The sequence below is a fragment of the Aliivibrio wodanis genome (assembly GCF_052920805.1).
On the sequence record NZ_JBREXA010000001.1, the window covers coordinates 190,456 to 215,748 of the forward strand.

Consider the following 25,293-nt stretch of genomic DNA (forward strand, 5'->3'; position numbering starts at 1 on the left):
GTGATTAGTTATTTAATGTTTCATCAAACAATAGACGAGCACGCAAACCTGGGTAATTATTACTTAAACTGATCTGACCGTTATGTATTTTCATAACGGTTTTTACCAAAGCAAGACCTAAGCCAAAGCCGTGTTCAGTGCGGCTAGGATCTAAACGTACTAATTGATCTAATGCTCGCTCTCTATCTTCTGGTTTTATTCCTATTCCATTATCAGCCACAACGACACCAAAACAATCGACAATTACTTCAATTACACCACCATTATGAGTATATTTAATCGCATTATCGATGATATTAAATACGGCACGAAAAAGTAGGCTTGGGTTGGCGTATAAGGGGCAGGGCATCTCTATGGTCAAATATAACTTTTGTTGTTTGTCTAATGCGGTAGGCTCTGCAAATTCGATGGCATCTTGGACTATTTTACTGAGTTCACACTGTTGTTTATTAACAGGGGTTCCGCCATTTTCTAAGTGATATAATTCCATCATGCCATTGAAGGTATCAAGCAAAAGGGAGAAATCAGATTGTATGTTTTCTAATTTATCCTGATGAAAATCACTTACAGTATTATCATATAAAAGATCTTCAATACGTAGTTTAATGCGCCCCATTGGGGTTCTTAAATCATGAGCAATATCTACGGTTAATGATTTAAGTTTAGATTCACTCTGTTCCATTTGCTCTAGCATATTATTCAAATGCAAAGCCAGTAAATCAAATTCATTCATATCTGGCCCAACTTTTAAGCGAACATTACGCTCACCTAACATCACTCTGTTCATGGTTTGATTGACAAGATTTAAGCGTTTAAGAATGTATACGGCAATTAGAATTGCGATTAAGCATAAAGCAATAAAGGGGAAAAAAGTGCCCCAGATAACAGAAGAATCTAATTGTTTTTTAAAACTTAAATATCGCTCTTGATCAATCCCTACCGTTAGTAGAGATCCATCAGGAAGTTCTATTCTTGTTGCTCGCATATTAGGTAAATCATTATTGGCTTGATATTGTTTGATCTGTGCAATAACAGGATAAGAGGTTGCAGAAGTATCGGTTGGCACTGGAAATGCGTGATTTACAATTTGATAAATATAGCGGTTATTATCTTTACTATTATCAATGCTTTGCTGAACCCCTTCAATACCTTCGCTATTTGCTATTGATTGAAGCTGTGAGGTTTCTGCTTGTAACCAATCATCAAGGTTTTGGTTGTATAAGTGTAGAGAGGTGGAATACAGCTGATAAAGCAGCAGAGCCATCATTAAGAATAAGCCAACAGCAAACCAGATTAATAGTTTTAATATAGATGAGCGATACAGTTCATCCCGCTTGTCTAATAACATAACCTGCTCCACGTACCGTTTCGATAAGGTTTATTGCGCCACCGTGTTCTAATTTCTTGCGTAATTTAGCGATGTGCACATCAATAACGTTAGTTTTTGGGTCAAAATGATAATCCCACGCCGCTTCAAATAATCGCATACGCGAGACAACTTCATCAACATGCTCGACAAGAAAGCGAAGTAAAATGAATTCTTTATTTTGTAATGCGATAGGGGCATTATTTATCGTGACTTTTTGAGAGCGAAGATTAATAGTTAGATTGTTTATTTGTATTTCATTCAACGTATTCTCAACTGGACGATTACGACGAAGAATAATATTAATACGTGCTAGCAATTCTGCCAAAGCAAAAGGTTTAGTTAGATAATCATCACTGCCCGCGGTTAAACCTTCAACGCGTTGGTCTACGCTATCTAGTGCGCTCAGAATAAGAACGGGTGTATTGTTATCCGTCGCTCTAATCGCAGACAAAATCTTTAAGCCATCAAGGTTAGGCAACATGCGATCTAACACAATTAACTGATAATCACAGCTAATTGCCATCATTAAGCCTTCTTTACCATCGCCAGAACTATCGACAATAAAGCCTTCTTGTTCTAATGCTTTCGCAATAAAATCACGGGTGGTTTGATCGTCTTCTATAACCAATATTTTCATAAGTATTCTCTATATTTAGTTTAGATATTGTAGCAAGAAAAAGAGAGGGATTAGAGTGTTAGTATTGAAAATACTTGAAATAGGAATACATCATAAAGAGTCTTAAAGGGGGAAGAATTAAGACTCTTGAGTTGTACTCCATAACATCTGGTACGATTATTATAGAGCTTATATCAATTTAGCGAAGTATGGTTCGTACCCAATTAGATTGTTATTAGGCTTTTAAAATTACTTTCATTTCGGCAGCAACTTTATCTACTTTTCCTAGGCCAATGATAACTTGTAAGCCACCTTTACCCATTGGAACTACACCTGCAGCGCCAATTGATTTCAGTTTCTCTTTGTCAGCAAGACTAGAATCTTTAACCGTTAAGCGTAAACGAGTAATACAGTTATCTACTTCTAGAATATTGTCTGCACCACCAATGGCTTCAATGTAGGCATTCGTTACATCAGTAATGTTCTCTTCTACAGAGTCATCTTTATTCATATCTTCACCACGACCTGGAGTTAGGAAGTTAAACTTTTTAATCGCGAATCTAAAGATTGTGTAGTAAAGAACAAAGAATACAAGACCTTGTGGGATCAACATGTACCATTTAACCGCTAATGGATTTTGGCTTGAAAGAACAAAATCGACTAAACCTGCAGAGAAACCAAAACCAGCCATCCATTCCATGCTTGCAGCGATGAATAGAGATAGACCCGTTAAGATTGCATGAATTAGGTATAACCAAGGAGCAAGGAACATGAAGCTGAATTCTAGCGGTTCAGTAATACCCGTAAAGAATGACGCCATTGCTGCTGCAAGCATGATAGAGAATACAGCGGCTTTATTGCGTTTCTCAGCACAGTGGTACATAGCAAGTGCAGCACCAGGAAGACCAAACATCATAATAGGGAAGAAGCCTGCTTGATACATACCTGTTTGACCAGGAATACCAGTACCATTAGCAATAGATTGCGCGCCACCAAGGAAGTTTGGAATGTCATTAATACCAACAACATCAAACCAGAACACAGGGTAAAGCGCATGGTGCATACCAACACTTAACATTAAACGGTTAAAGAAACCGAATAGACCTGCACCAACAGCACCCATTGATTGCAGTTGAGTACCAAAAGAGATTAGCGCATCAAAAATAGCAGGCCATACGTAAAGAAGTACGAATGATAAAGCCATACCTGCGATTGATGTCAAGATCGGTACAAGACGCTTACCACTAAAGAAAGCTAATGCTTTTGGTAGCTCAACCGTAGAGTATTTGTTGTAAATTTCAGCAGAAATAATACCAACAATAATACCGATGAACTGGTTGTTGATTTTAGCGAACGCCGCAGGAACTTGATCTAAAGGGATGTTTTCAAGCTGAGCAACAACCGCAGGAGAAAGAAGGGTAGTCACAACGGTAAAAGAGATGAAACCTGCTAGTGCCGCCGAACCGTTTTTGTCTTTACTCAAACCAAATGCCACACCAATAGCAAATAGCATCGGCATCACATCAATGATTGCTCCACCTGATTTAATTAAAAATGCAGCAAATACACTGTTTGCGCCCCAACCGGTTGGATCCATCCAGTAACCAACGCCCATTAATATTGCAGCAGCAGGAAGCGTAGCGACGGGAACCATTAGCGCCTTACCTACTTTTTGCATGTAACCAAGTACATTCATATTGTATTCCTCAAAGTAAAATTAGAATTTTTAAAACTCGTTATTTTTTAAACTAAGAGAAGGATACAGAGAGAAGGATTAAGGCAAGATGGTGTCAACATTAACTATTGTTAATGTTGACATTAAGTTCTTTAATGTGTGAGTTAGATCTAGTTTATTCGAGCTAAAAATTAACCAGGGTGACCATCAACACGTTTTTTACATAGCATAGGGGCAAAATGCCAAACAAATAGACCAAATGCAAATGCCCATAATACAGCGGCAATATTGATCATATTCATCATGTATTCAGGGAACATGATAACACCGACAGAGCGAACTACTGCAGCAAGAATAATAGCCGAGAAAGCAGGCCACATAACAGGTCCTTTATAGATTTCTCTACCAGTATGGCCCATAGTGACACGAGCAATCATCGCTAAAATTACCCCGCCTAATGCACCAATAGCGAAGAGATGAATTGCCGTATGCGAAATAAAACCGTTATTAGCAAAACCACGAATTAATAGGCTTAAAGGAATACATAAATAACCCGCATGAAGTGACCATACTAATGGCTCACTTAATGTTTTATGACCTTTCCAACGAGCCATACGAATTAATTGTGCTGATCCTGCTATCACCATTAAATACGGACTAATTTCGGCAGAGGTAATAGGAAAAAAGCTAAGAATAAATAGCATTGCTAGCGGAATATTACATAAGGCTTCCAACCACATTATCGGTTGTGCTTTTTCAAACTGAAAACGACGAGCAGTAAAGAATGGGATTACTCGTGCACCCATTACTGAAATTAATAGCGTAAACCACCAAAGCATGGATTCCCAAACCGCAGCAGAAGTGAATGGCGGCATGCCTTTAATCGTAGCGTAACTAGCGAAGTTCGCAGCAATTGCGACTAAAAATAGTGGAATGAAGAAGAAGTTACGAACGCCTTTAGTTTTGATTACACGGAATCCAACTTCATACGCGATAGCGAGCATGAATAATGCTTCGATACTTGAAATTAACCAAAGTGGTGCTGAAGTCCAGAATAACACTCTTGGTAACAGCCATAATAAGACAATGAAACCGAGTCGTTTATCGGAAGTCCCTTTTACGCCAGTCCAGTTTTGAACGGCGCTTAACACAAAACCCGCGACAATCGCCATTGAAAAACCAAATAGCATTTCATGTACGTGCCACCAAAGGGCAGGTACGTTTAGGTAAGTTGGTTGGCCTGTTTGAAATGCCCATACCCATACAGTGACAGCAATAATGGCATAGATACTACCTAATAAAAAAAACGGTCGAAAACCTAAACGTAGAATTGGTGGGATTTTTTCTTCGACAGCTTTATCTGTAATATTAATCATAAGATTTTCTCAATTCGTAAGGACAAAATAAGTATAACTGAAATAAAAACCAATAACATGTATTTTTTATACATGTTATTGTCTGGGAGTATTTTTAGATTACATAATAGAGTTTGTGATCTAATTGTTAAATTTTAAAGTACTCTATCGACAAAGGGGATACTTTAGATAAGATGAACAGATAAAATTATAAATGGACGTACTCATGAGTCAGGAAATTTACTTTGGTACAGAGAATAAATTTAGTTTTAAACGTAGTGCCTTAAATGCGGTAACTCGTTTACATCACTTATTAATCCCAAGTCACGCAAAGAAGATAGGGCGTAAATTACTATTAACTCCAGTAAGAACAAAGCCAAAGAATACCGAACCCAAAGGGTTAATAAAGAGTAAGTTAAACTCATCTGAAGGAGAGCTTAGCCTTTATCAGCTTGGTTCTGGACCGACTTGGGTATTGGCCCATGGCTGGTCGGGGAATTCGAGTCAATTCTATCCATTAATGGAACACATTGCTTCTCAAGGCTTTACCGCCGTTGCTTTTGATCACCCTGCACATGGTGAGAGTGAAGGAAAACATGCCCATTTACCTGCGTTTATTGAAGGCCTAAATGCGGTATTGGATTCTTGTGATGATGTGGTGGGTGTAGTAGCACATAGCATGGGAACCGCTGCTGTACTGGAATGTCATCATGTGAAGTTGGATGATGCACCTTTATTGTTAATTGCACCAGTACTTAACTATACCGAGAATTTATTCCGTAGCATTGAGCGTTCTGGGTATTCAATTAAATTATTTAAAGCGATTGTTGGTGATATAGAAGATCAGTATCAGCGTTCTATTGATAGTTTTAATCCGTATCAAAGATTAACGCAAAGAGAGGCGCTAACCATCATTGTGCATGATAAAGAAGATCGCTTTACTAGTTTTGATCTTTCAAAATCAGCGTCTGAGCATATTAAGCATGTCACACTATACCCAACAACAGGTTTAGGTCATGGTCGAGTAATGGTGAGTGATGAGGCGAAGAAAGCATTTGATGAGTTGAGTTAGTCTTACTAATCTTGATTATAAAGCCGATTCATAAAATCAAATTATGCATCGGCTTATAGGTTATTCTTGGGATCTAAGGTTATCTAAATAAAATACGTTTTAACGGCGTTCTATTCATCGCTAAAACAAACAAAGTAGATGCAGTCGCGGTACCAAACACAATTATAAAATCTCGCATAGCTAAGGTTGTGCCCATCATTGCTGTAATGTTTAAGAACACAACAACAAAGAGTAAATGGCATACATAAATGCCAAGAACATGTTTGCTTAACGTGAAGGTGATAGGGCGGTTACCTAAGTTTGGTTTGGATAATAATAGAAAAAACAGACCGATACCAATTAATGGAGTACCGATTAAGAAATCATGCAAGTTAAATGGCACATCAAACTTTGTTAACCAATAAGCTTCACTAAAGTGAACAATAAAGCCTAAGACTAATAAAATAATCGCTTTTGTTGATGATAGCGTGATTGATCTTCTTCTTAATTCAAAGCCAATGACAAGCATTAAGGTACTAAAGAAAGGGCCATTTCGAGTAAAGAATGGAGTCCAAATTTCAGTTAATGTTTGGTAGCTACCACCAGCAAGGCCGTATAAATACAAGATGACAGCAACAGGAAAAAGCCATGTTGTTTTGTTAAAGTGAACTAATAGTCCAATAATAGAAACGGCGATAATAAGGGCTGGAATAAACCATAAGTGCACCATTCCACCTTCCATGATTGCATTAAGAGGGTTCTGAGTTAACCAGTTCCAATATCCTGTACGCTCTGCTAGATAACCACTTTCAGCAACTTTTTTCCAGTTAAAAGGCATTACTAGGCATAAAGCACTCCATACTAACCAAATTTTAAGTAACGGAGCAGAGTAAGACTGTATTGTTTTTAAAGGAGATGCAGTTAATTTAGGTTGAATAAAATAACCGGATAAAATGAAAAAGAAAGGGACGGCAAAACGAGTGAATTGATTAAAAGCATAACCAAAGACGGGAATATCATCCATCAGCAGATACGTCATAAATACTTGAGAGTGCAAAGCAATAATCGCAAACATAGCAATAAGCCTTCCGAGCTCTAAGCTTGCGATTTTTTGAGAGTTTTCCATAAAATAAAAGACCTTAAATTTTTGGACAATCTAACAAAGCTGAATTTGATAAAATATGCGCTAGGTTAATTCATTGATTTATGAGTTGAGTTTGTTCTCATAATTGCGATTCTATTCACATGTTTTAAGCATATAAAGGTTAGGTTCAGTATTGTGAATAAAATTTCTTATGTCTGACCAATAATTCATGAAATGTTTATAAATATATTGACCTTACCCCTAGTGGAAGCATTAGTATCAGTTTGATTCTGGCTACGGGGATATTTATAGTGTTTTCTTCTTTTTCTAAATGGGTTGTGACAAGCGTTACGCTGATGGCATTAGTGCTATCTAGTGTTGCTTACAGCTATCCAATGAAAATGGAAGGAATGACCATGAATATGGCAATGCCTCAAAGTCAGATGGAAATATCATCTATGAGTGACTGTATGCCAGATTGCCATTCGCAAGATGATCCTCAGATTAATTATCTGCAATGCGATATGTCATCTATATCTATGAATAATAATGATCATTGTTCTGATAAAGGTGATAACTGTTGTAAAACAGTATGTGCGGTATCGGTTTACGCTTTACCAATGGGCTTGAATACTCAGATCAATTCGTTAGCTTTTGCTATCAAATATGGTTTTTATAATGAGCAGCCTCGTTCATTTTCATCTTCTTCTTTATATCGACCTCCGATAGCTTAACTCCAATTTATATCTATTAAATCAATGCGTTAAATAAGTTTCCTTATTTTTAGGTTTAATCATGGCACTGATCTACCTTTACGATCATGCCGTTATTGGAATGCTTCCATGAAAAATACAGCACGTAAACACTTTACTAAAGTGTGGTTAGCTTCTGCGATCTCGTTAATGATTTCAAATCAAGTGATGGCAGAAAGCCAGCTAACACAGCTTATCGAACAAGCACTCTCTTCTGATGCAAGTAGAGAGCAAATATACGCACAATCTCAAGCACTTCGATCTACAGGTATTGCGAGTTCAACGCTTGCCGATCCTACGCTAAAAGTCGGTTTTGGTGGTTTACCGGTGGACAGTTTTAAATTTGATGAAGACCCTATGACCAATATATCGGTCGGGTTAATGCAAAAGTTTGGTCGAGGCTCAAGCTTAGACTTACAGCAAAAGCAAACTGGACAACAAGCCGATGTATTAGCAATGCAGGTTCAAGTTCGTGAGTTAGAGGTAGCAAATGCCATTACTCAACTTTGGATTGAGTTGGGATTTTTACAAAAAGCAGAAGCGATTTTACATAAGAATCGCCAACTACTGTCAGAGATGGAAATCTACATTAATACCAATTATTCGATTGGTAAAAGTGAAAGTCAGGACTTGCTGCAAGCTCAGCTTCAATTGAGTCGATTGGATGAAAAGTTGCAAACGAATCACCAATTACAAGGCCGTATTTATGCACAACTCACAGAATGGTTGCCTAATCTAGCTGAGAATAAATCGCAAAGTATTAAAGCACTAGAATGGTCGACATTGAATGAATTGTTGAATACAAAGGCAAATCAAGATACTGAATTTTATGACTTATTAAAGTCGAACCCAACAATAAAAATGAGTGAGTTAGCGATAACCGCAACGAAAACGAAAGTGGATATTGCCGATGAATCTTATTCTCCTCAATTTGGTGTAGAAGTGATGTATGCCTATCGTCAAGCGAATGGTATGGGTGGACAACCTGCGTCTGATTTAGTGAGTGCTTATGTGACCATGGATATCCCGCTATTTACCGACAAACGTCAAGACCAAAACTATGCAGCTGCGCAATATCAAGTAGGTGCTGCAAAATCACAACGTGACGTATTACTTCGTCAAATGAACGCAAAAGTAAATTCGCTATTGGTTGATAAAAGCAATCTTGAGCAGCGTCTTTCTCGCTATAACCATACCTTACTGCCCCAAGCAAAAGACAGAACTCGTGCCGTTGAGCGTGGTTATGAAAATAATACCGCACAATTTAATGATGTGATTTCAGCTGCCAGTGATGAGCTGAGTATTGAACTAGAAAAACAACGTTTATTCAGTGATTTAGATAAAACATACAGTAACTTAGCTTTTTATTTAAATGGCTTTGATTATCACGTTTCTGCGCCACAATTTTCGTCATCAGAGCAGTAAGGAAGAGAAAATGAAACCAGTTAAAATAGCATTACTTTCAATAGTTATTGGTGGCGTTATTGGCGCTTCGGGTATGAGTTTGTACTCAGGGCATACAATGAACGCAATGGCGATGACAGCTCAAGAAAATAGCGCATCATCAAGCAGTGAACCTTTATATTGGGTTGCTCCTATGGATGCAAATTATCGTCGAGATCAGCCTGGTAAATCCCCAATGGGCATGGATTTAGTGCCTGTTTATGCCAATGGAGGACAAGGAGAGAAAGCACCAGCAGGAACGGTAACAATTGATCCAAGCGTGGTTAATAATCTTGGTGTAAAAAGTGCGTTTGTCGAGAAAACAATTTTGTCGCCAAATATAGATACGGTGGGCTACATCGCATTTGATGAAAGTCAAATATGGCAAGTCAATGTACGGGCGGCGGGTTGGGTTGAGAAATTGAATATCAACGCCATTGGTGAAAAAGTAAATAAAGGCGATGTTTTATTTACGCTCTACTCTCCAGAGCTAGTGAAAGCACAAGAAGAATTATTAAATGCTTATCGAACAGGACGAAAAGGGTTGGTCAAAGGTGCAAGAGAGCGATTGCATTCTTTTGGTGTTGATAAAGCCCAAATTAATTCTATTGTTAGAAATGGTAAAGCGAATAAAAACATAGAGATAAAAGCCATATCTAGTGGTGTTATTGCGAGTTTAAATATTCGAGAAGGTGGTTATTTATCACCATCTCAAGTTGTGATAAGCGCGGGGCCTTTAGAAGAGGTTTGGGTAGATGCTGAAGTTTTTGAGCGTCAAGCACATTGGTTATCTTCTGGTAATAAAGCCGTTATGACGTTGGATGCTGTTCCCGGTAAAAGATGGGAAGGCGAAGTTGATTACGTTTATCCGATTTTGGATCCAAAAACACGAACCATGCGTATGCGCTTAAAGTTTGATAACCAAGATGGTGCATTAAAACCAAACATGTTCGCTAATATTACAATCCACCCTAAAACAAAAGAAGAAGTATTGACTATTCCTCGCCAAGCAGTAATACGTTCAAATAACATGGAGCGTGTTGTATTAGACGAAGGTGAAGGTAAGTATCGTTCAGTTCGCATTATTGCAGGCCGTGAAGCAGCGAATAAAGTTGAAATAGTTAAAGGTCTGAAAGAAAACGATAAAGTAGTTATATCTGCCCAATTCCTATTGGATTCTGAATCAAGTAAAACTGCTGAACTAAGTCGAATTAATGGTCCAGAAAACAGTGTTTGGATCTCTGGAAATATCACCATGCTAATGGCTGATTTTGGTATGGTTACCTTTGATCATAAAGCCGTATCACAATGGGATTGGAAAGCGGGTGAAATGAATTTTTCAGTTGAGAAAGAGATTGATTTGACTTCTTTTCGTGAAGGTGAAGCGGTTCAGTTTCTAGTTCAGAAGATAAATGATGAATATCAACTGCTTGAGATTGAAAAAGAAGGGGCGTTATTATGATCCCTGCCATTATTCGTTGGTCGATAAAAAATCGATTCTTAGTGTTGGTTGCAACGTTCGCCTTAGTCGTAGCAGGGATTTACAGTGTAAAGAATACGCCAGTAGATGCTCTGCCTGATCTTTCTGATGTACAGGTGATCATCAAAACAAGTTACCCAGGACAAGCGCCACAAGTGGTGGAAGATCAGGTGACTTACCCGTTAACGACTGCCATGCTTGCGGTTCCGGGAGCTGAAACCGTTCGCGGCTATTCCTTCTTTGGTGACTCTTATGTTTATATTATTTTTAATGATGATACCGACATGTACTGGGCACGTTCGCGAGTTTTAGAGTACTTAAGTCAAGTTGCACCTAAGTTACCAGCAGAAGCAAAACCGACATTAGGACCTGATGCGACTGGTGTTGGCTGGGTATACAGTTATGTTTTACAAGATAAAACAGGTAAACATGATCTAGCTGAACTACGCAGTTTGCAGGATTGGTTCTTGAAGTATGAATTGCAAACCGTTGATGGCGTATCGGAAGTCGCGACAGTTGGCGGAATGGTCAAGCAATATCAGGTTGAAATTGATCCTGACAAATTACGAGCATATAACCTAACCCTACAACAAATTAATAAAGCGATTAAAGAGGGCAATCAAGAAGCAGGCGCCTCCGTTATTGAAGTGGCAGAGGCTGAGCATATGGTTCGCACTTCAGGTTACTTAAGTAGCATTGAAGATATTCAATCACTGCCATTAAAAGTAACTGATAAAGGAACGCCATTACTGCTTGGCGATATTGCAGACATTAATCTTGGGCCACAAATGCGTCGTGGGATCTCCGAATTTAACGGCGAGGGTGAGGCTGTTGGTGGTGTGATCGTGATGCGATTTGGTGAGAATGCCAGTGAAGTTATTGCTAACGTGAAAGAAAAGCTTGCCCAACTTCAAAAGGGATTACCAGAAGGCGTTGAAATAAAAGCGACTTATGATAGATCAACCTTGATAGATCATGCTGTAACTAATCTATGGGAAAAACTGGCAGAAGAATTTATCGTTGTTGCGATTGTGTGTGCTCTGTTTTTATTCCATATACGATCATCACTGGTTATTGCATTAAGTTTACCGGTTGGAATTTTAGCCGCGTTTATAGTTATGCATTGGCAAGGTATTAATGCCAATATTATGTCGTTAGGTGGTATTGCGATTGCTATAGGCGCCATGGTTGATGGTGCAATTGTAATGATAGAAAACGTACATAAGCACATAGAGAAAACCCCATTAACGGATGAAAATCGTTGGCAAGTTATTGGTAAAGCTGCGGAAGAGGTGGGAACACCATTATTTTTCTCATTACTTATCATTACGTTAAGTTTTGTTCCCGTCTTTGCGTTAGAAGGCCAAGAAGGAAAGATGTTCTCCCCATTAGCCTTTACAAAAACTTTTGCTATGGCAGCATCAGCAGGTTTGGCTATTACTTTAGTTCCAGTATTAATGGGTTATTTTGTTCGAGGAAAGATTTTACCTGAGCATAAAAACCCAATTAATAGAACATTAGTGGCGTTATATCGCCCGCTACTTAATGTGAGTTTGCGTTTTCCTAAAACGGTTTTACTTGTCGCTATAGTACTTATGGCTTCTGCGTATTATCCGATCTCTAAAATGGGCAGTGAGTTTATTCCACCATTGGATGAGGGCGATTTAATGTACATGCCAACAACCTATCCAGGGATCTCAATTGGTAAGGCGCGAGAGTTACTACAGCAAACCAATAAACTGATTAAAACCGTTCCTGAAGTCGATACTGTGTGGGGAAAAATAGGTCGAGCTGAAACCGCGACCGATCCAGCACCATTAACCATGATAGAGACGGTTATTCAGTTCAAACCAAAAGATGAATGGCGTGACGGTGTCACAACTGAATCAATCAAGAATGAGCTAGACCAATTGATTCAATTTCCAGGGATAACGAACGCGTGGGTAATGCCAATCAAAACGCGTATCGATATGTTAGCGACTGGTATTAAAACTCCTATCGGAATAAAGATAGCAGGTCCAGATCTAAAAGTTATAGAGAAGATCGGCGCAGAATTAGAACCTATTTTAAACAACATTCAAGGTACAACATCTGTTTATGCAGAGCGTGTGGCTGGTGGTCGTTATGTAACCATAGATATAAAACGTCGCCAAGCAGCTCGATATGGATTGAATATTAAAGATATTCAGCAAGTTATTTCAACCGCAGTTGGTGGCATGAATGTAGGTGAAACCATTGAAGGATTAGAGCGTTATCCGATCAATGTTCGTTACCCACAGTCGTATCGAGATTCTGTCGTCAAATTGCAAAACTTACCACTCATTACCGCTAATGGAGCTCGAATTGCGCTAGCCGATGTGGCTGACATTCGTTATGAAGATGGCCCACCAATGATTAAAACAGAAAATGCACGACCTAATGGTTGGGTGTTTGTTGATATTGATGGGCGAGATTTGGGCTCTTATGTTAAAGAAGCTCAACAAGTCGTTCATGAGCAATTAGATTTACCTGCCGGTTATTCATTAGGTTGGTCTGGTCAATATGAATATATGGAACGAGCAAAAGAGCGTTTAACGACGGTAGTTCCAATTACGATTGGCATTATTATGCTGCTTCTTTATCTTAGTTTTAAGCGGGTTTCTGAAGTGTTAATTATCATGGGAACATTACCGTTAGCTATGGTTGGCGGTCTATGGCTAATGCATATTTTAAACTTTAATTTCTCTATTGCTGTAGGTGTTGGCTTTATTGCTTTAGCCGGCGTTGCGGTTGAAATAGGCGTGATCATGTTGGTGTATTTAAACCAAGCGTGGAATGAAAAACAGAGTAATGCTGATGAGAAAAATAACTTACCGACTCAACAAGACTTAACACAAGCGATTGGTGAGGGGGCGGGTTTACGTGTTCGCCCTGTCATGATGACTGTGCTTACCGTGATTATTGGCCTAATTCCAATAATGTATGGCTCCGGTACGGGATCAGAAGTAATGCAACGAATTGCAGCCCCAATGATTGGTGGAATGGTATCAGCATTGTTACTGACCTTAGTTGTTATTCCTGCCGTATTTAAACTCTGGAAACAGCGTCAGTGTCAAAGTGATTAAATATAGCGAAAATTAACTTAATATAAAAATATCAATGGCTTATTTCTCTAAGTAATAAGCCAATTAAGAAATATCTAAAAAGGAAAATAAAATGAAAAAGACGGTATTAGCAATTGCACTAACATTAGTTGCAAGTTCAGCAATGGCAGAGATGGACCACAGTAAAATGGATCACGGTTCAATGGATATGAAAGACATGGACATGAGTAAGATGGAAGGAATGTCGATGAAAGATATGAACGCAGTAGGTATGCCAGCAACAGGCATGAAAGCAAATAAAGTCGTTCATGTAATTCTATCTGACGACATGAAAATTACTTTTAAAAAAGAAGTCGATATTGAACCGAATGATATCGTTCAGTTTGTGATCATGAATACAGGTAAAATTGATCATGAATTTGCTATTGGTAATGAAACCGAGCAGTTAGAACATCGTGAAATGATGAAGAAAATGACTTCAGGTCATGCTCATGACAGTGGTAGTACAGTAACCGTTCAACCTGGAAAAGCAAAACAAATAACATGGCATTTCCATGGGGATAATAACGTAGAGTTTGCTTGTAATATTCCAGGACATGCAGAAGCAGGGATGGTAAAAAAAATAACGTTATAACTTTAACATTAAGTAATAAGTATATATGTGTCAGTCATTAATTTGGCTGGCATTTTATTATGTACTTATTATCATTTTTTATAACTTTACTTTAATTGAATGTATATAATTATTGAATATTACTTTTTCGGAATCGGTGTTATTTAATTATAAAATAAATTTATCTTTATTTGGGATGTAAATCACATCAAATAAAATATCTTTATATCTACTGTTTTTTTTATTTCATTCTAATAATTTAGGTCATATTATGACGCATATATTTTTATTAGATGGAAAGTATAATGGAATCATTTTTCCGTGATCTCCAAGTTAATGTTCAGGCTGGAGCGCCAATTATCCAAATTATTAGTCACGACACATTACGTCTTCAAGCTATGGTTATTGAAGCTAGTGAATCTGATGGTATAAATCGAAAAACATATTTTTGGAACCGCACGGAAGGATTAAAGTGCTATCAGAGCGGTTCAATTAATAACGCTATAATCTCACTTGATGAAGTGCTAGATTGGTTTCTATCTATTGATAATAACAATGATGATTTTTCTGATACAGATATGAGTCCAGAAAACAGCATCCTACTTTTAGACGACATTCGACATGAATTAGAAGGAGATAACCCCAGTTTATTCAGTAAACTTCGTTCATATGCAATAAAAAAAGGAAGTGGTGAGAATTTTTCTCGTACGTTAATACTTTCTCAACCAGTGCCTAATTTACCCATTGAGCTAGAGAAAGATGCCCATATTCTACACTTGCCTTTACCTAATAGAGCTACGTTAAAAACACTCTTAAATGCAACCAAAGATCATTATGACATCCTAGATCGAAACTTTGATGAAAGTAGTCGTTTAATTGATGCTGCGCTTGGGCTATCAAGTGCTGAAGCTCAATTAGCATTTGCAAAAGCCGCTGTTGCCAGATCTAAATTGACCGAATTAGAGATTGATATTGTTGTTGCTGAGAAAGAGCAAGTTATTAAAAAATCAGGCTTACTTGAATAACTTTCATCCTAAAGTTGGACTTGATGAACTGGGTGGACTGAAAAATTTAAAGCAATGGCTTGACCGTCGAAAATACGCATATACAGACGATGCTCGTGAGTTTGGATTGGAATATCCTAAAGGGATTATGATGTTAGGTTTACCTGGTACAGGTAAAAGCCTTGCAGCTAAAGCAGTATCAAGTAATTGGCAATTGCCCTTATTACGTTTAGATATGGGTAAGGTCTTTGGTGGCATTGTTGGTCAATCTGAAGAAAATATTCGCAATGCCTTACAGCTGGCTGAAACCATATCACCTTGTATTTTATGGATAGATGAAATTGAAAAAGGTTTATCTGGGCTACAAGGGTCTGGTGGTAGTGATGGCGGAACCACAGCGCGTGTTTTAGGGACTTTTTTAACTTGGATGCAAGAAAAAACGAGTCCTGTATTTGTTTTAGCTACTGCAAATCATATTGAAATGCTACCGCCTGAATTGTTAAGAAAAGGACGTGTAGACGAAATCTTTTTTGTGGATTTACCTGTACTTGAAGAACGGATTGAAATCTTAACTATTCATCTCAAAAAACGCAATGATCGACATGAGATGTTCACCCAAGATGAACTGCTAGAACTAGCTAAATTAAGCCAAGGATTTACAGGAGCTGAATTAGAGGAAGCAGTGAAAGAAGCGCTGTTTATGGCATTCAGTGATTCAAGAGATATTGATGCCAGTTTTATAAAAAAAGCAATTGAATCAACATCTCCATTATCTGTCACTATGCATGAAACGATTAGAGATACTCGAAATTGGATAAAAGGTCGCGCTGTCCCCGCAAGTAATGCAAAACCTGAACCTCTCAATTCAAATACTGACAATAAGCAGCCAAAGCTAAAACAAGAAAGTAAAAATCCATTTATCAAGTCACAAGGGTAAGGTAATGACCAATCCTTATATTACTGCGCTAAACGATCAGGTTTATAACGGCGCACAAGGTGCTAAAGCGATTGATGATTCATTCGAACCTTTTCGCCGTTATTTAGATAATGCTCAAAGAGCATTGGAAAAAAAAGAAGTGAGTTGTGAATGGCAAAAAATCCCATCTCCAAATGTAGTTTTATCATGTAAACAATCTGTATTTGAAATAAAACCACATACGTTAGTTGAATTTGAGCTGATGGATGAAGGCTGGTTTGAGATAATAGAAGATTTAGATGAAGAAGCACCATTGTCTGATGATTTTGATCCAGATCTTAGTGAACCAATCAGTATTGGTCGTGGTAAATCTAGAACAAAAATAACCTTAGACAGTCATGAGTTTAAACAAGAATCACAACGGTATTATATAAAGTTAGGCGATTGTGAAGAATCAAAAATCTCATGGACAGGTTATTCGCTAAAAATTCAGCCCTTATCTACTTCATTACCTTCACAACTTGAATTATTACAACAAGGTCAACCTTACCAAGCAAAGCAAGTAAACGGTGCGCTATACCATTTAAATAACTTGCCGGATGCAAACAAGACTATTTTATTCGGTGATAAAAAACTAACCTTTAAAATCATGTCTGATTTTAGCTACCCAGACAATGCAATTAATATCGATGGTTGCAGCTATATTGTTGCTGACAAAAAACCTAATATTCCCAATGCAGATATCGAGAATATAACCAAGACATGGTTAGAGCAGATATCCCTTGTCAACTTACTAGATGAAAATCAAAATGCATTACCGAGTGATTGGTCATTAAGTCACAATGAAGGGAAATTAACATTAGATACACTCGATCAAACTTGCCCTAAAACCTTGCGGCATAAAAAATTAATCAACTTAGAGATACAATGTAAAAAAAATACCAGTGATGTCAACTGGATCCAGTTAGTCAGCTTAGATCATGGCGATGACACTGGGACGAGTCAAGATCCCTTAGAATACTTTTTTGAAGATCAAATAGATATTCTTGATCAGAATGAGAAAGCGAATGCTAAAGCGGGATATCGTATTTTAAAATCTCGCCCAGAAGAGCGACAAATTTTACTTTGCCGTAGAAATGATGGTAAAAGACAAGCTGTTTTACCGAAGAGCAAGCAGTTAAAAGTAAAAGTTAATACGCAAGCACTTTGGCGTCAGAGAGAAGCCATCACTAGCTTAAAGTTATTCCCGGCAATAGATCAAAAGCCATTGCTAGATTTATTGAAAAATAGAAAACAACAACGCTGGCCTGAATTTATACCAGTGGATACCGATAAACTGGAATGGACGGTCCTTACTAATACCGAGTTTGATGGTTGTGATAAACAAAGGGAGTTTGTAACAAAAACCCTTGCCACGCCAGATTTCGCCATTTTAGATGGTCCTCCAGGTACAGGTAAAACAACGACAATTCTGGAGTTAATTATTCAATTAGTACGTCAGGGCAAACGTGTATTACTTACCGCTTCAACGCATGCTGCTATCAATAATGTATTAGAACGCGTCGATGAAAATCATTTAAACAACGAAATATTCCCACTTCGGATTGGTGATGCGAATAGAGCTGTAGGTGTTGAGCATTATCAATATGATAAATTTGCGGATACATTTTCAAGTTCATTAAACGGTAATGATTATGATCAATTGCTCGTTGATTCGTCAAACCTTGTCTGTGGAACAACAATGGGGATTTTACGTTTATTTAATAACAAAAATTTATCCTTTGATACAGGTGAATCGCCTTTCGATGTGATGATTATTGATGAGTGTAGTAAAACTACATTTGCTGAATTTCTCGTACCTGCACGTTATGCTAAACGCTGGATTTTAGTTGGTGATGTGAAACAGTTATCACCGTTTACAGATCGCGAACAAATCACGGCTAATTTAAAACAGTTAGTTTTAAAGCATAAAAGTCGCGATAGAAAAGAAGAGTTACTCACCGCTGAAACTCAACGCGCCTGTTTTCTCCTAAGTGAATTAAGATCGTTAAGTCAAAATAACAATTGTTCTCGAGAATGGGGTTACCATGACAAAATCATTGTGCCCGTGACACCATTGGAACTTATTGCCTTACAAGCTGAAATTGCAGCGCGATCTAAAAATAAAAATACGCAAGCCTTATTTGACTCAGTGTGCCTTGTTGGTTTGAGTACACAGCTTTTTGGTGTCAATGGCTTAACACAAAAACAATTACAAAATGCACCGTGGTTACTCTATGAGTTCAATTTACTATTTTGTGAAGAAAAGTTATTACTATCAGCTCAAAATTCGATGCCTGCTGATAGCGTCATTTTAGATCCCAAATGGTCTTTATCAAGCCATGGGTTTCGTCACAAAGCAAGGTGGGATGGAACTCATCACTTTACGATAAAAAATGGTAAACCAGAATCCAACGCCACAAATATAAATAGCGAGTGGTTAAGGCATAATAAAGAAACCAATTGGTCTGAAGAAGTTGTTTGGCGTTTAGAGCGTGAATATTGGTTACGCTTTTTAAAGGTAGGTACAGGGAGAAATGGCCAAAATAAAGCGCAAGGTATTCGAAAGCAGTTAGACCAACTATTCCCCCAATCGTTCAATGCAATAGGGCGAATTTACGGTATCAGAAACATGGCATTTCCTTCTGTATTAGAAGCACTTTCTGGATCTGGCACATTAAAACAAAAAAATGATGCCGAAAATACCTTAAATATTGGCTTTAATAATAATGAAAAGCAATGCCGACATACAACGTTAACCTATCAGCATCGCATGCACCCTGATATATCACAATATCCCCGAAAGCAATTCTACTCAGATGATAATAGCCAAATATCTCTATTAGATGGTCGTCAAACAAAAACCGCAAGAGACTGGCAATACAATCGTTACGATAAACATGCGGTGTGGTTGGATGTAAATGGCAATACACATGGCAATGCCAATGAGCAAGAAGCCAAAGCAATTATCAATGAGCTATCTGCATTTTGTGATTGGGCATCTCAGCAAGATAAAAAATACAGCGTCGGCGTTTTAACTTTCTACAAAAAACAAGAAAAATGCTTACGAGATAAATTACAGGCTTTAACCGGCGACAGGCGTTCTTTCGCAAGATTTAATTTTAAGAATGTGGAAATAAAACTGAGTACTGTTGATTTTTTTCAAGGACAAGAAGCCGACCTTACCTTTCTCTCGATGGTGAATACAAGTCGAGATGGATTCTTAGACAGTCCAAACCGATTAAATGTCGCGATTACACGGGCTCGTTTTCAATTAGTTGTTGTCGGTCAACATGCTTATTACCGAAATAACTCTAGATCAAGTGAATTAAACGCATTGGCGCAAGCATTGCCAATACGAAAAATAAAAGGGTAACCATGCAAATCACATTACAACGCCAAGTTAAGGCTGTTTGTCACCAAGTACTCGCAACAGTCAATGTAGAACAAGAAAGACCGGATCTTCAGCGTATCCTTAAGCAAGTTGAAGATGATATAGATTGTTTACCTCCTCGACTCATCGATTACCTTGAAAAAGAAAAGTTAATTAAAAACAATGGTTTAACAATGTTAGGTGGAGAGGTTATAGATAGTGGGAAGCATTCTGCTACAGAGCGAGGTATTTACCAAATCTGGTATTTACAAGATGATGCATATCTCACGCAAGAACCTCTTTTGATGCAGCGGGTCGTAGAGTCAAATACACGTAAAGGGGGTTATCAACAGCGTAATAAGTTTTATGAGTGGGCGGAAACAGAAAAAATAGTGAGAGAAAGTAAGTATAATTGTGATTTTAAAACTGTTTTTTTAAATGACGGTACAAAGGTACAAAAAAATAGTATCAGTAACTTATGTGTTGAAGTATTAAATGCAGGTATTAAAAATAAACAACAATATTTAACACTGACACTTACTTATAGTCTAGATAAAGGTAAATTTCAGGTTGATTTTAAATTAACAGGCAAACTGCCAACTAAAATTAATGAGCGAGAACAGCTTATTGATATAAACAATGAATATTCAGATGAACATAATGACGCGTTTATGTCAAGTATCATCAGCAGTTTAGATATGCAGTGGGAGAAATCTACATCAAGATCATTGTGCAAAACACCTAAAGATTATGAAGCTTTAGCTACATTTATCATGCGTAAACAAAACTTATCTTCAATAAATACGTGCTTTGGTCGTTTTGAACAGGGTGAAGTTCATTTTTTACCTATCGAACCAAAAGATGTGGCGACTGCTAAAGAATGGCAACGAAACTGGTTAAATGAACTATTTAAAATGCGCTATCTATCTGTACCTCAAGCTAATTACAGCCAACAAATATGGCTTGCACACCCCGCTGTTAAACATTATAAATTGCCATTATTACAAGGCCCTGAGTTACTAAATGAATTAGACCGACAACAAGACCCAATAAGTTATTGGCATGCATCCGCAGCAAGCTTTCTTATACCTGCGAACACACAAACGCCTTTACCAAGTATCACGTTCAAAAAAGATGATGAATTAAACATAAGTGATTTTTTCAGAAAGCTCGTATTAAGTGAGTCCGTCAAACACATCGTTTATTCTGATCGCCATTATAAATCAGCACAGCATGCTCGCAATATGCGTGAAATAGTCAGAATAAGTGGAGCAAAATCAGGGGTTATTTATAGTTGCGATCCAAATGCAAAGATCCCTGAAGATTGGACACTTAAAGCAATGAAAAGTAAAAAAGATAACCATGACCGCTATTGGATCATTCAGACCATGAATCGTACGATTATATGGAAAGTCACAACAAGTCTAGATTTCATCGACTTTTCTCATAAAATGCCAAAAATCCAATCACCAACTACATTTGTACAACTTGAAGAAAGTGATCTTCCTGATTATTTACAGCAAGCATTGTCAATAAATATCGCTAAGGAAGCTATCGCATGATCACCTCATATGACGCAGAATTCACAATTAATTACGACGACGAACATTTAAATAATATTTTTATTTATCAAGATAATGAAACTTGGTTAGATGAGTATTTTGATGATGATGGCTTTCATATTCATACTGAATTTACTTGGTGTGATTATCTTGCTGACCTTGAAGTTAACAATAGCTTATTGCTATCTGTCGGGAAAATAACGAGCGATGATGCCATTGAATACTTGCAAAAATTAGCTGATGACAATATTCAAATATTTTTATTATTAGACGACGACGAAGTAAATCGCAAAGCCATTGAAGCCTTATCAGGACGTTGTTGTATTCGAATTGGGGTGGCTCAGCAAGGCTCATTGATAATTGCAGACCATCAACAGGATGAGTTTAAACAAGGGGTTATCTTTTCTAATGATGTAGTCGATAATTCTGATTTTTCTTATTATATAGACTTAGAGTCAAAACAAATTGATGATTACTATCGTTTATTTTGTTATTTATTCTGGAGCAAATCAACAGCCGAATATTTAATTCAAGGAAAAAAACAATCTTGTTCAAATGCAGATTCACCTGTTAATTATATCGATTTACCCCATAAGCACGTATTACCAAAAAGCTTGTTCAATCATCTTGATACAGCAATAGATCAAAAGATTTCAATTATAACCAACGGGTTATTATTAGATGAATTAACACAAAAGAAAACAGCAACAAATGTCTTGATGACATTAGGACAAGCATCAAGCCGCCCATTAATAAATTTAATTAATGCTACTGAACATATTCAATTATTTGAAACAAAGACATTACCTCAGATCCTTTTGGTCGAAGATGAAGCTTGGTTATTGCCAACAACAAGTGATGTCAATAGCGTTAATTGGGCACTCAAGTTAACCAACAATCAACGCTGTTCTGTTGAAAATTATCAAAATGAGTTATTCAGTACTAGTTATTGGGATTTGAATAAACAAGTCAAGCTTAAAGATATTTCATCAAAAGTTCTGTTTGTTGATAAAATGGATCAGAAGATTAATTACGAAAATGAAATGAATATTTCACTCAACAATATCGAATGTAAAAGCTTCACTGATTTTGAAGATAAATCAGCGCATAAAATTGCTGAAGAACTTAATCTTACAAAGTTCAACGACAAAAACTTAGCCAAGAATATCCACTACTCAATAACAATAAGCCCCCCCTACCTAGCAAGTAATGCCAAAGACGATCCTTTACATCAACATTGGCTAGATCTACAGCAGCACTGGGTTGATGAAATAGAGCTTTTAGAGCATAAACAAACTCAAATAGAAAAAAGTAAAGATACAGTCAGCGACAACGTTAAACGTTTTATGAGTAATTTCTTAACAGGTCAATTAAATACGAAACGAACTCAAACTCGAGAGTTAGATAAATTGAAAACGATTACTTTATCTAAACTGTCGTTACAAGAAAGATCTAAAGCTGAAGAAGACATTAACAAGCTGACTTTATCACTCTCATCATCAATGGATAAGGTCGCTGAAGCAACTGATATTGCAGAGCAAGAGTTAAAGTGGGATAAAGAAAGTGTAAGGCTTACTCAAATCTTAGAAGCTGCAATTAAAAATAGTTCTCAAGCAGAAAGCGAACTAGAACAATTTAAATTGAGATCTGTTAATGACACGAAAGAAAACAATACCGCATTATCAAAAAACTGGCAGGATTGGTTAGTTAAATTCTGCAAAACAGACTTTGTAGATAAAGTTGCTGAATATCCTATAAAGATGATTAATAGATGGAAAACTGAAAACACCAATAATCTGAAGGATTTTCTGCGTATACAGATTAATAACACACCGAATGAACAATTAATTACAGGCTGGAATACGTTAATTGATACGTATAAAGAGAATAATCTTCTTCTTGGAAAAGAGTTGCCTCAAACAACCGATGATATTCGTTTATGGCTAAACGAGCATGCCAAGGACGCTACCAGCAAGTTGAAAAAAGCAATTAAAAAACTAATCGATACAGATGTAAAAAATACAAAACAAACTCTTTCCGAAGAAACAAAGTACGTTGAATCTGCAACCGTCGCTTTTAAACAGATGTTCTCCGCATATGAGCAAAAAGAGAATAGTTTAAATAGAGAAAATAAATCACTGACAAACAAGGTTGACTTATTAACAGGCAAAGAAAATAAAGCGTCATCTGACTTAGAATCACATAGCACCAACAACAGGTTTAAAGCTAAAAATAAAGATACAGTCCTTGCAAAGTTATTTGCTAAGAACATAGATAAAGTAAATAAGACCTTTATTTTAAATTGGCCTGAAGAAGAGTTGCCTAGTGTTGGACATCTGTATACATTCCAAAAAAATCGCTACCTTGCGATACGCTACAAAACTGATATTGAATTAGCAAAACAAGAGGCTATGAGATTACACGCCAACCTCGTTGTAGAAAGGAGTAGCAAATAATGGCAGAGCAGAAAATCACTTTAATTATTGATGAAGATGGCGCTATAAGCGCTAAAACTCAAGGGTTTGCTGGTAACACTTGCTTAGATGCGTTAGACGAAATAATGGATACTCAGCCAGTGACTAGCATTCGTAAAACAGACGAGTTTCATCATGCTGTAGTACGTAATGTCGCTAAAAAAGTAACGCAGGGGCGGTCATAAATGAGTGTCGTAATCAAAACTTTAACACCGTTCGCTGAATGTGATGTACTTATTGAAGCGCTAGCGTCGTTAAATGTCACTGCAACAGTCAATGGCAGAAACATTATAACTGATCGACATGATTATCAAGGCCAGCAGCGCTTTATTTGGAATGGCGATACATATTTGTTTCGATATGATTCTGATGAGTTAGGTGGGCGAATTGTAAATAATGCGATACACCGCCAGTATACCCCGACGAGGCAGTTTTTATCTCAGTTGGAGATTACTTATAAGACGGCTTATAAGCTACATTTAACTCGTTTAGCTGAAGCTGAAAAACAGCGTTTAGAACAAGAACGTCTAGCCCGTGTTGAAGCGGCTAGAGTGAACGCAATTGCGAAAGCAAAAGCCCAGGGCTATCGAGTTAAAGAACAGAAGAAAAATGGTAAAATACAGCTCGTTCTAACAAGAACCATTTAGTTATGTTTGGGACTTGTTTTAACTTCGCTAATATTGAACCATCAAGCCACATTTACGGTCCTGGAGACCGGTTTGTGATTTGGCTACAAGGTTGTACGCTTGCATGTAAAGGCTGTTGGAATACAGCTATGTGGCCCCACAAAGAGAATGAATTGATTGAGCGGCAGAAGTTGTTCAATCAAATAATGGACATACCAGGTATAGTTGGTGTGACTTTTCTCGGTGGTGAGCCGCTACAGCAAGCCGAAAACCTTCTTTGGTTAATGAAAAAGCTATCAGAGAAGGGGGTTGATATTATGCTTTATACTGGTTATGAATTTGCTGAAATACAATCATGTAGCAATAAACAAGGTATCTTTGATTTTGTAGACATTTTAATTTCAGGTCGTTATCAACATTCTTTACGTAATACTAATTTAATATGGCGAGGTTCAGAAAATCAAAAGGTTAGTTTTTTAACTGATAAGTATGATCAAAAAATAATCTTAGAATGTAATCAAGTCGAAATTCATATTGGCGAGTTTGGAGAGCTATCCATATATGGCTATCCCGATCAATTAAAGCTGTAACGGTTCAACCTGGAAAAGCAAAACAAATTACATGGCATTTCCATGGGGATAATAACGTAGAGTTTGCTTGTAATATTCCAGGGCATGCAGAAGCAGGGATGGTAAAAAAAGTAACGTTATAATACTTATTGGATAATACGAAAAAGCGGTAAGGTGGGTGGCCTTACCGCTTTTTTTGTATCAAGGCT

The 25,293-nt window shown here is 37.3% G+C and carries 19 protein-coding genes and 1 pseudogene; 15 read left to right on the forward strand and 5 right to left on the reverse strand.

The window, feature by feature from the left end; all coding sequences use genetic code 11:
- Positions 1-4: 4 nt before the first annotated feature.
- From ACU5DF_RS00875 to ACU5DF_RS00890, 4 genes are all read right to left on the reverse strand, one after another.
- The gene (locus tag ACU5DF_RS00875; RefSeq protein ID WP_446711431.1) at positions 5-1,348 is read right to left on the reverse strand and encodes a sensor histidine kinase; all 1,344 of its coding nucleotides are present in this window, start codon (positions 1,346-1,348) and stop codon (positions 5-7) included.
- Entirely contained in the window at positions 1,326-2,006 is a 681-nt protein-coding gene (locus tag ACU5DF_RS00880) for a response regulator transcription factor (RefSeq protein WP_446711432.1), read from the reverse strand. The genes ACU5DF_RS00875 and ACU5DF_RS00880 overlap by 23 nt, the downstream gene beginning before the upstream one ends.
- A gap of 214 nt (positions 2,007-2,220) precedes the next feature.
- A complete protein-coding gene (nagE, locus tag ACU5DF_RS00885; RefSeq protein ID WP_446711433.1) occupies positions 2,221-3,681 on the reverse strand; it encodes an N-acetylglucosamine-specific PTS transporter subunit IIBC in 1,461 nt (486 codons plus the stop codon).
- Between the two features lie 170 nt (positions 3,682-3,851).
- Positions 3,852-5,036, reverse strand: coding sequence for an NnrS family protein (locus ACU5DF_RS00890; RefSeq protein ID WP_446711434.1), 1,185 nt, complete (start codon positions 5,034-5,036; stop codon positions 3,852-3,854).
- A 205-nt stretch (positions 5,037-5,241) separates the two neighbouring features.
- On the opposite strand from ACU5DF_RS00890, the gene ACU5DF_RS00895 reads away from it, so the two are divergent.
- Positions 5,242-6,087, forward strand: a complete 846-nt coding sequence (locus ACU5DF_RS00895; RefSeq protein ID WP_446711435.1) for an alpha/beta fold hydrolase — start codon at positions 5,242-5,244, stop codon at positions 6,085-6,087.
- Positions 6,088-6,166: 79 nt separating this feature from the next.
- On the opposite strand, the gene ACU5DF_RS00900 is transcribed toward ACU5DF_RS00895, so the two are convergent.
- Positions 6,167-7,192 carry an acyltransferase gene (locus tag ACU5DF_RS00900; RefSeq protein ID WP_446711436.1) on the reverse strand — a complete coding sequence of 342 codons (1,026 nt, stop codon included), beginning with the start codon at positions 7,190-7,192 and terminating at the stop codon, positions 6,167-6,169.
- Between the two features lie 269 nt (positions 7,193-7,461).
- Between ACU5DF_RS00900 and ACU5DF_RS00905 the strand changes: the two genes are divergently transcribed.
- The 14 genes and pseudogenes from ACU5DF_RS00905 to ACU5DF_RS00970 all read left to right on the forward strand — a co-directional run.
- Complete coding sequence (locus ACU5DF_RS00905; RefSeq protein ID WP_446711437.1) at positions 7,462-7,884, forward strand: hypothetical protein; 423 nt, start codon at positions 7,462-7,464, stop codon at positions 7,882-7,884.
- A gap of 168 nt (positions 7,885-8,052) precedes the next feature.
- The gene (locus ACU5DF_RS00910) at positions 8,053-9,327 is read left to right on the forward strand and encodes a TolC family protein (RefSeq protein WP_446712459.1); all 1,275 of its coding nucleotides are present in this window, start codon (positions 8,053-8,055) and stop codon (positions 9,325-9,327) included.
- 10 nt (positions 9,328-9,337) lie between these two features.
- Positions 9,338-10,807 carry an efflux RND transporter periplasmic adaptor subunit gene (locus ACU5DF_RS00915; protein WP_446711438.1) on the forward strand — a complete coding sequence of 490 codons (1,470 nt, stop codon included), beginning with the start codon at positions 9,338-9,340 and terminating at the stop codon, positions 10,805-10,807.
- Positions 10,804-13,929 (forward strand): efflux RND transporter permease subunit, encoded by a 3,126-nt coding sequence (locus tag ACU5DF_RS00920; RefSeq protein ID WP_446711439.1) that lies wholly within the window; start codon positions 10,804-10,806, stop codon positions 13,927-13,929. The genes ACU5DF_RS00915 and ACU5DF_RS00920 overlap by 4 nt, the downstream gene beginning before the upstream one ends.
- A 91-nt stretch (positions 13,930-14,020) precedes the next feature.
- Positions 14,021-14,542, forward strand: a complete 522-nt coding sequence (copI, locus tag ACU5DF_RS00925; protein WP_446711440.1) for a copper-resistant cuproprotein CopI — start codon at positions 14,021-14,023, stop codon at positions 14,540-14,542.
- Between the two features lie 284 nt (positions 14,543-14,826).
- On the forward strand, positions 14,827-15,546 hold the full coding sequence (locus tag ACU5DF_RS00930; protein WP_446711441.1) for a Ycf46 family AAA ATPase: 720 nt from the start codon (positions 14,827-14,829) through the stop codon (positions 15,544-15,546).
- Entirely contained in the window at positions 15,539-16,462 is a 924-nt protein-coding gene (locus tag ACU5DF_RS00935; RefSeq protein ID WP_446711442.1) for an AAA family ATPase, read from the forward strand. The genes ACU5DF_RS00930 and ACU5DF_RS00935 overlap by 8 nt, the downstream gene beginning before the upstream one ends.
- A 4-nt stretch (positions 16,463-16,466) precedes the next feature.
- On the forward strand, positions 16,467-19,856 hold the full coding sequence (locus tag ACU5DF_RS00940; RefSeq protein ID WP_446711443.1) for an AAA domain-containing protein: 3,390 nt from the start codon (positions 16,467-16,469) through the stop codon (positions 19,854-19,856).
- A gap of 2 nt (positions 19,857-19,858) precedes the next feature.
- Positions 19,859-21,415 (forward strand): hypothetical protein, encoded by a 1,557-nt coding sequence (locus ACU5DF_RS00945; protein WP_446711444.1) that lies wholly within the window; start codon positions 19,859-19,861, stop codon positions 21,413-21,415.
- Positions 21,412-23,871, forward strand: coding sequence for a hypothetical protein (locus ACU5DF_RS00950; protein ID WP_446711445.1), 2,460 nt, complete (start codon positions 21,412-21,414; stop codon positions 23,869-23,871). The genes ACU5DF_RS00945 and ACU5DF_RS00950 overlap by 4 nt, the downstream gene beginning before the upstream one ends.
- Entirely contained in the window at positions 23,871-24,074 is a 204-nt protein-coding gene (locus ACU5DF_RS00955) for a DUF2997 domain-containing protein (RefSeq protein ID WP_446711446.1), read from the forward strand. The genes ACU5DF_RS00950 and ACU5DF_RS00955 overlap by 1 nt, the downstream gene beginning before the upstream one ends.
- Positions 24,075-24,536, forward strand: a complete 462-nt coding sequence (locus tag ACU5DF_RS00960; protein ID WP_446711447.1) for a hypothetical protein — start codon at positions 24,075-24,077, stop codon at positions 24,534-24,536.
- Positions 24,537-24,538: 2 nt separating this feature from the next.
- Positions 24,539-25,105 carry a 4Fe-4S single cluster domain-containing protein gene (locus ACU5DF_RS00965; protein ID WP_446711448.1) on the forward strand — a complete coding sequence of 189 codons (567 nt, stop codon included), beginning with the start codon at positions 24,539-24,541 and terminating at the stop codon, positions 25,103-25,105.
- A pseudogene (locus ACU5DF_RS00970) lies at positions 25,099-25,227 on the forward strand (cupredoxin domain-containing protein); the annotation flags it as partial. The gene ACU5DF_RS00965 and the pseudogene ACU5DF_RS00970, both read left to right, overlap by 7 nt.
- Between the last annotated feature and the right edge of the window lie 66 nt (positions 25,228-25,293).

Coding starts and splice junctions, on each gene's coding strand:
- ACU5DF_RS00940 (WP_446711443.1), top strand. CDS start 16,467: ATGACCAATCCTTATATTACTGCGCTAAACGATCAGGTTTATAACGGC.
- ACU5DF_RS00910 (WP_446712459.1), top strand. CDS start 8,053: ATGATTTCAAATCAAGTGATGGCAGAAAGCCAGCTAACACAGCTTATC.
- ACU5DF_RS00900 (WP_446711436.1), bottom strand. CDS start 7,192: ATGGAAAACTCTCAAAAAATCGCAAGCTTAGAGCTCGGAAGGCTTATT.
- ACU5DF_RS00920 (WP_446711439.1), top strand. CDS start 10,804: ATGATCCCTGCCATTATTCGTTGGTCGATAAAAAATCGATTCTTAGTG.
- ACU5DF_RS00965 (WP_446711448.1), top strand. CDS start 24,539: ATGTTTGGGACTTGTTTTAACTTCGCTAATATTGAACCATCAAGCCAC.
- ACU5DF_RS00890 (WP_446711434.1), bottom strand. CDS start 5,036: ATGATTAATATTACAGATAAAGCTGTCGAAGAAAAAATCCCACCAATT.
- ACU5DF_RS00960 (WP_446711447.1), top strand. CDS start 24,075: ATGAGTGTCGTAATCAAAACTTTAACACCGTTCGCTGAATGTGATGTA.
- ACU5DF_RS00875 (WP_446711431.1), bottom strand. CDS start 1,348: ATGTTATTAGACAAGCGGGATGAACTGTATCGCTCATCTATATTAAAA.
- ACU5DF_RS00945 (WP_446711444.1), top strand. CDS start 19,859: ATGCAAATCACATTACAACGCCAAGTTAAGGCTGTTTGTCACCAAGTA.
- ACU5DF_RS00930 (WP_446711441.1), top strand. CDS start 14,827: ATGGAATCATTTTTCCGTGATCTCCAAGTTAATGTTCAGGCTGGAGCG.
- nagE (WP_446711433.1), bottom strand. CDS start 3,681: ATGAATGTACTTGGTTACATGCAAAAAGTAGGTAAGGCGCTAATGGTT.
- ACU5DF_RS00895 (WP_446711435.1), top strand. CDS start 5,242: ATGAGTCAGGAAATTTACTTTGGTACAGAGAATAAATTTAGTTTTAAA.
- ACU5DF_RS00950 (WP_446711445.1), top strand. CDS start 21,412: ATGATCACCTCATATGACGCAGAATTCACAATTAATTACGACGACGAA.
- ACU5DF_RS00880 (WP_446711432.1), bottom strand. CDS start 2,006: ATGAAAATATTGGTTATAGAAGACGATCAAACCACCCGTGATTTTATT.
- copI (WP_446711440.1), top strand. CDS start 14,021: ATGAAAAAGACGGTATTAGCAATTGCACTAACATTAGTTGCAAGTTCA.
- ACU5DF_RS00955 (WP_446711446.1), top strand. CDS start 23,871: ATGGCAGAGCAGAAAATCACTTTAATTATTGATGAAGATGGCGCTATA.
- ACU5DF_RS00915 (WP_446711438.1), top strand. CDS start 9,338: ATGAAACCAGTTAAAATAGCATTACTTTCAATAGTTATTGGTGGCGTT.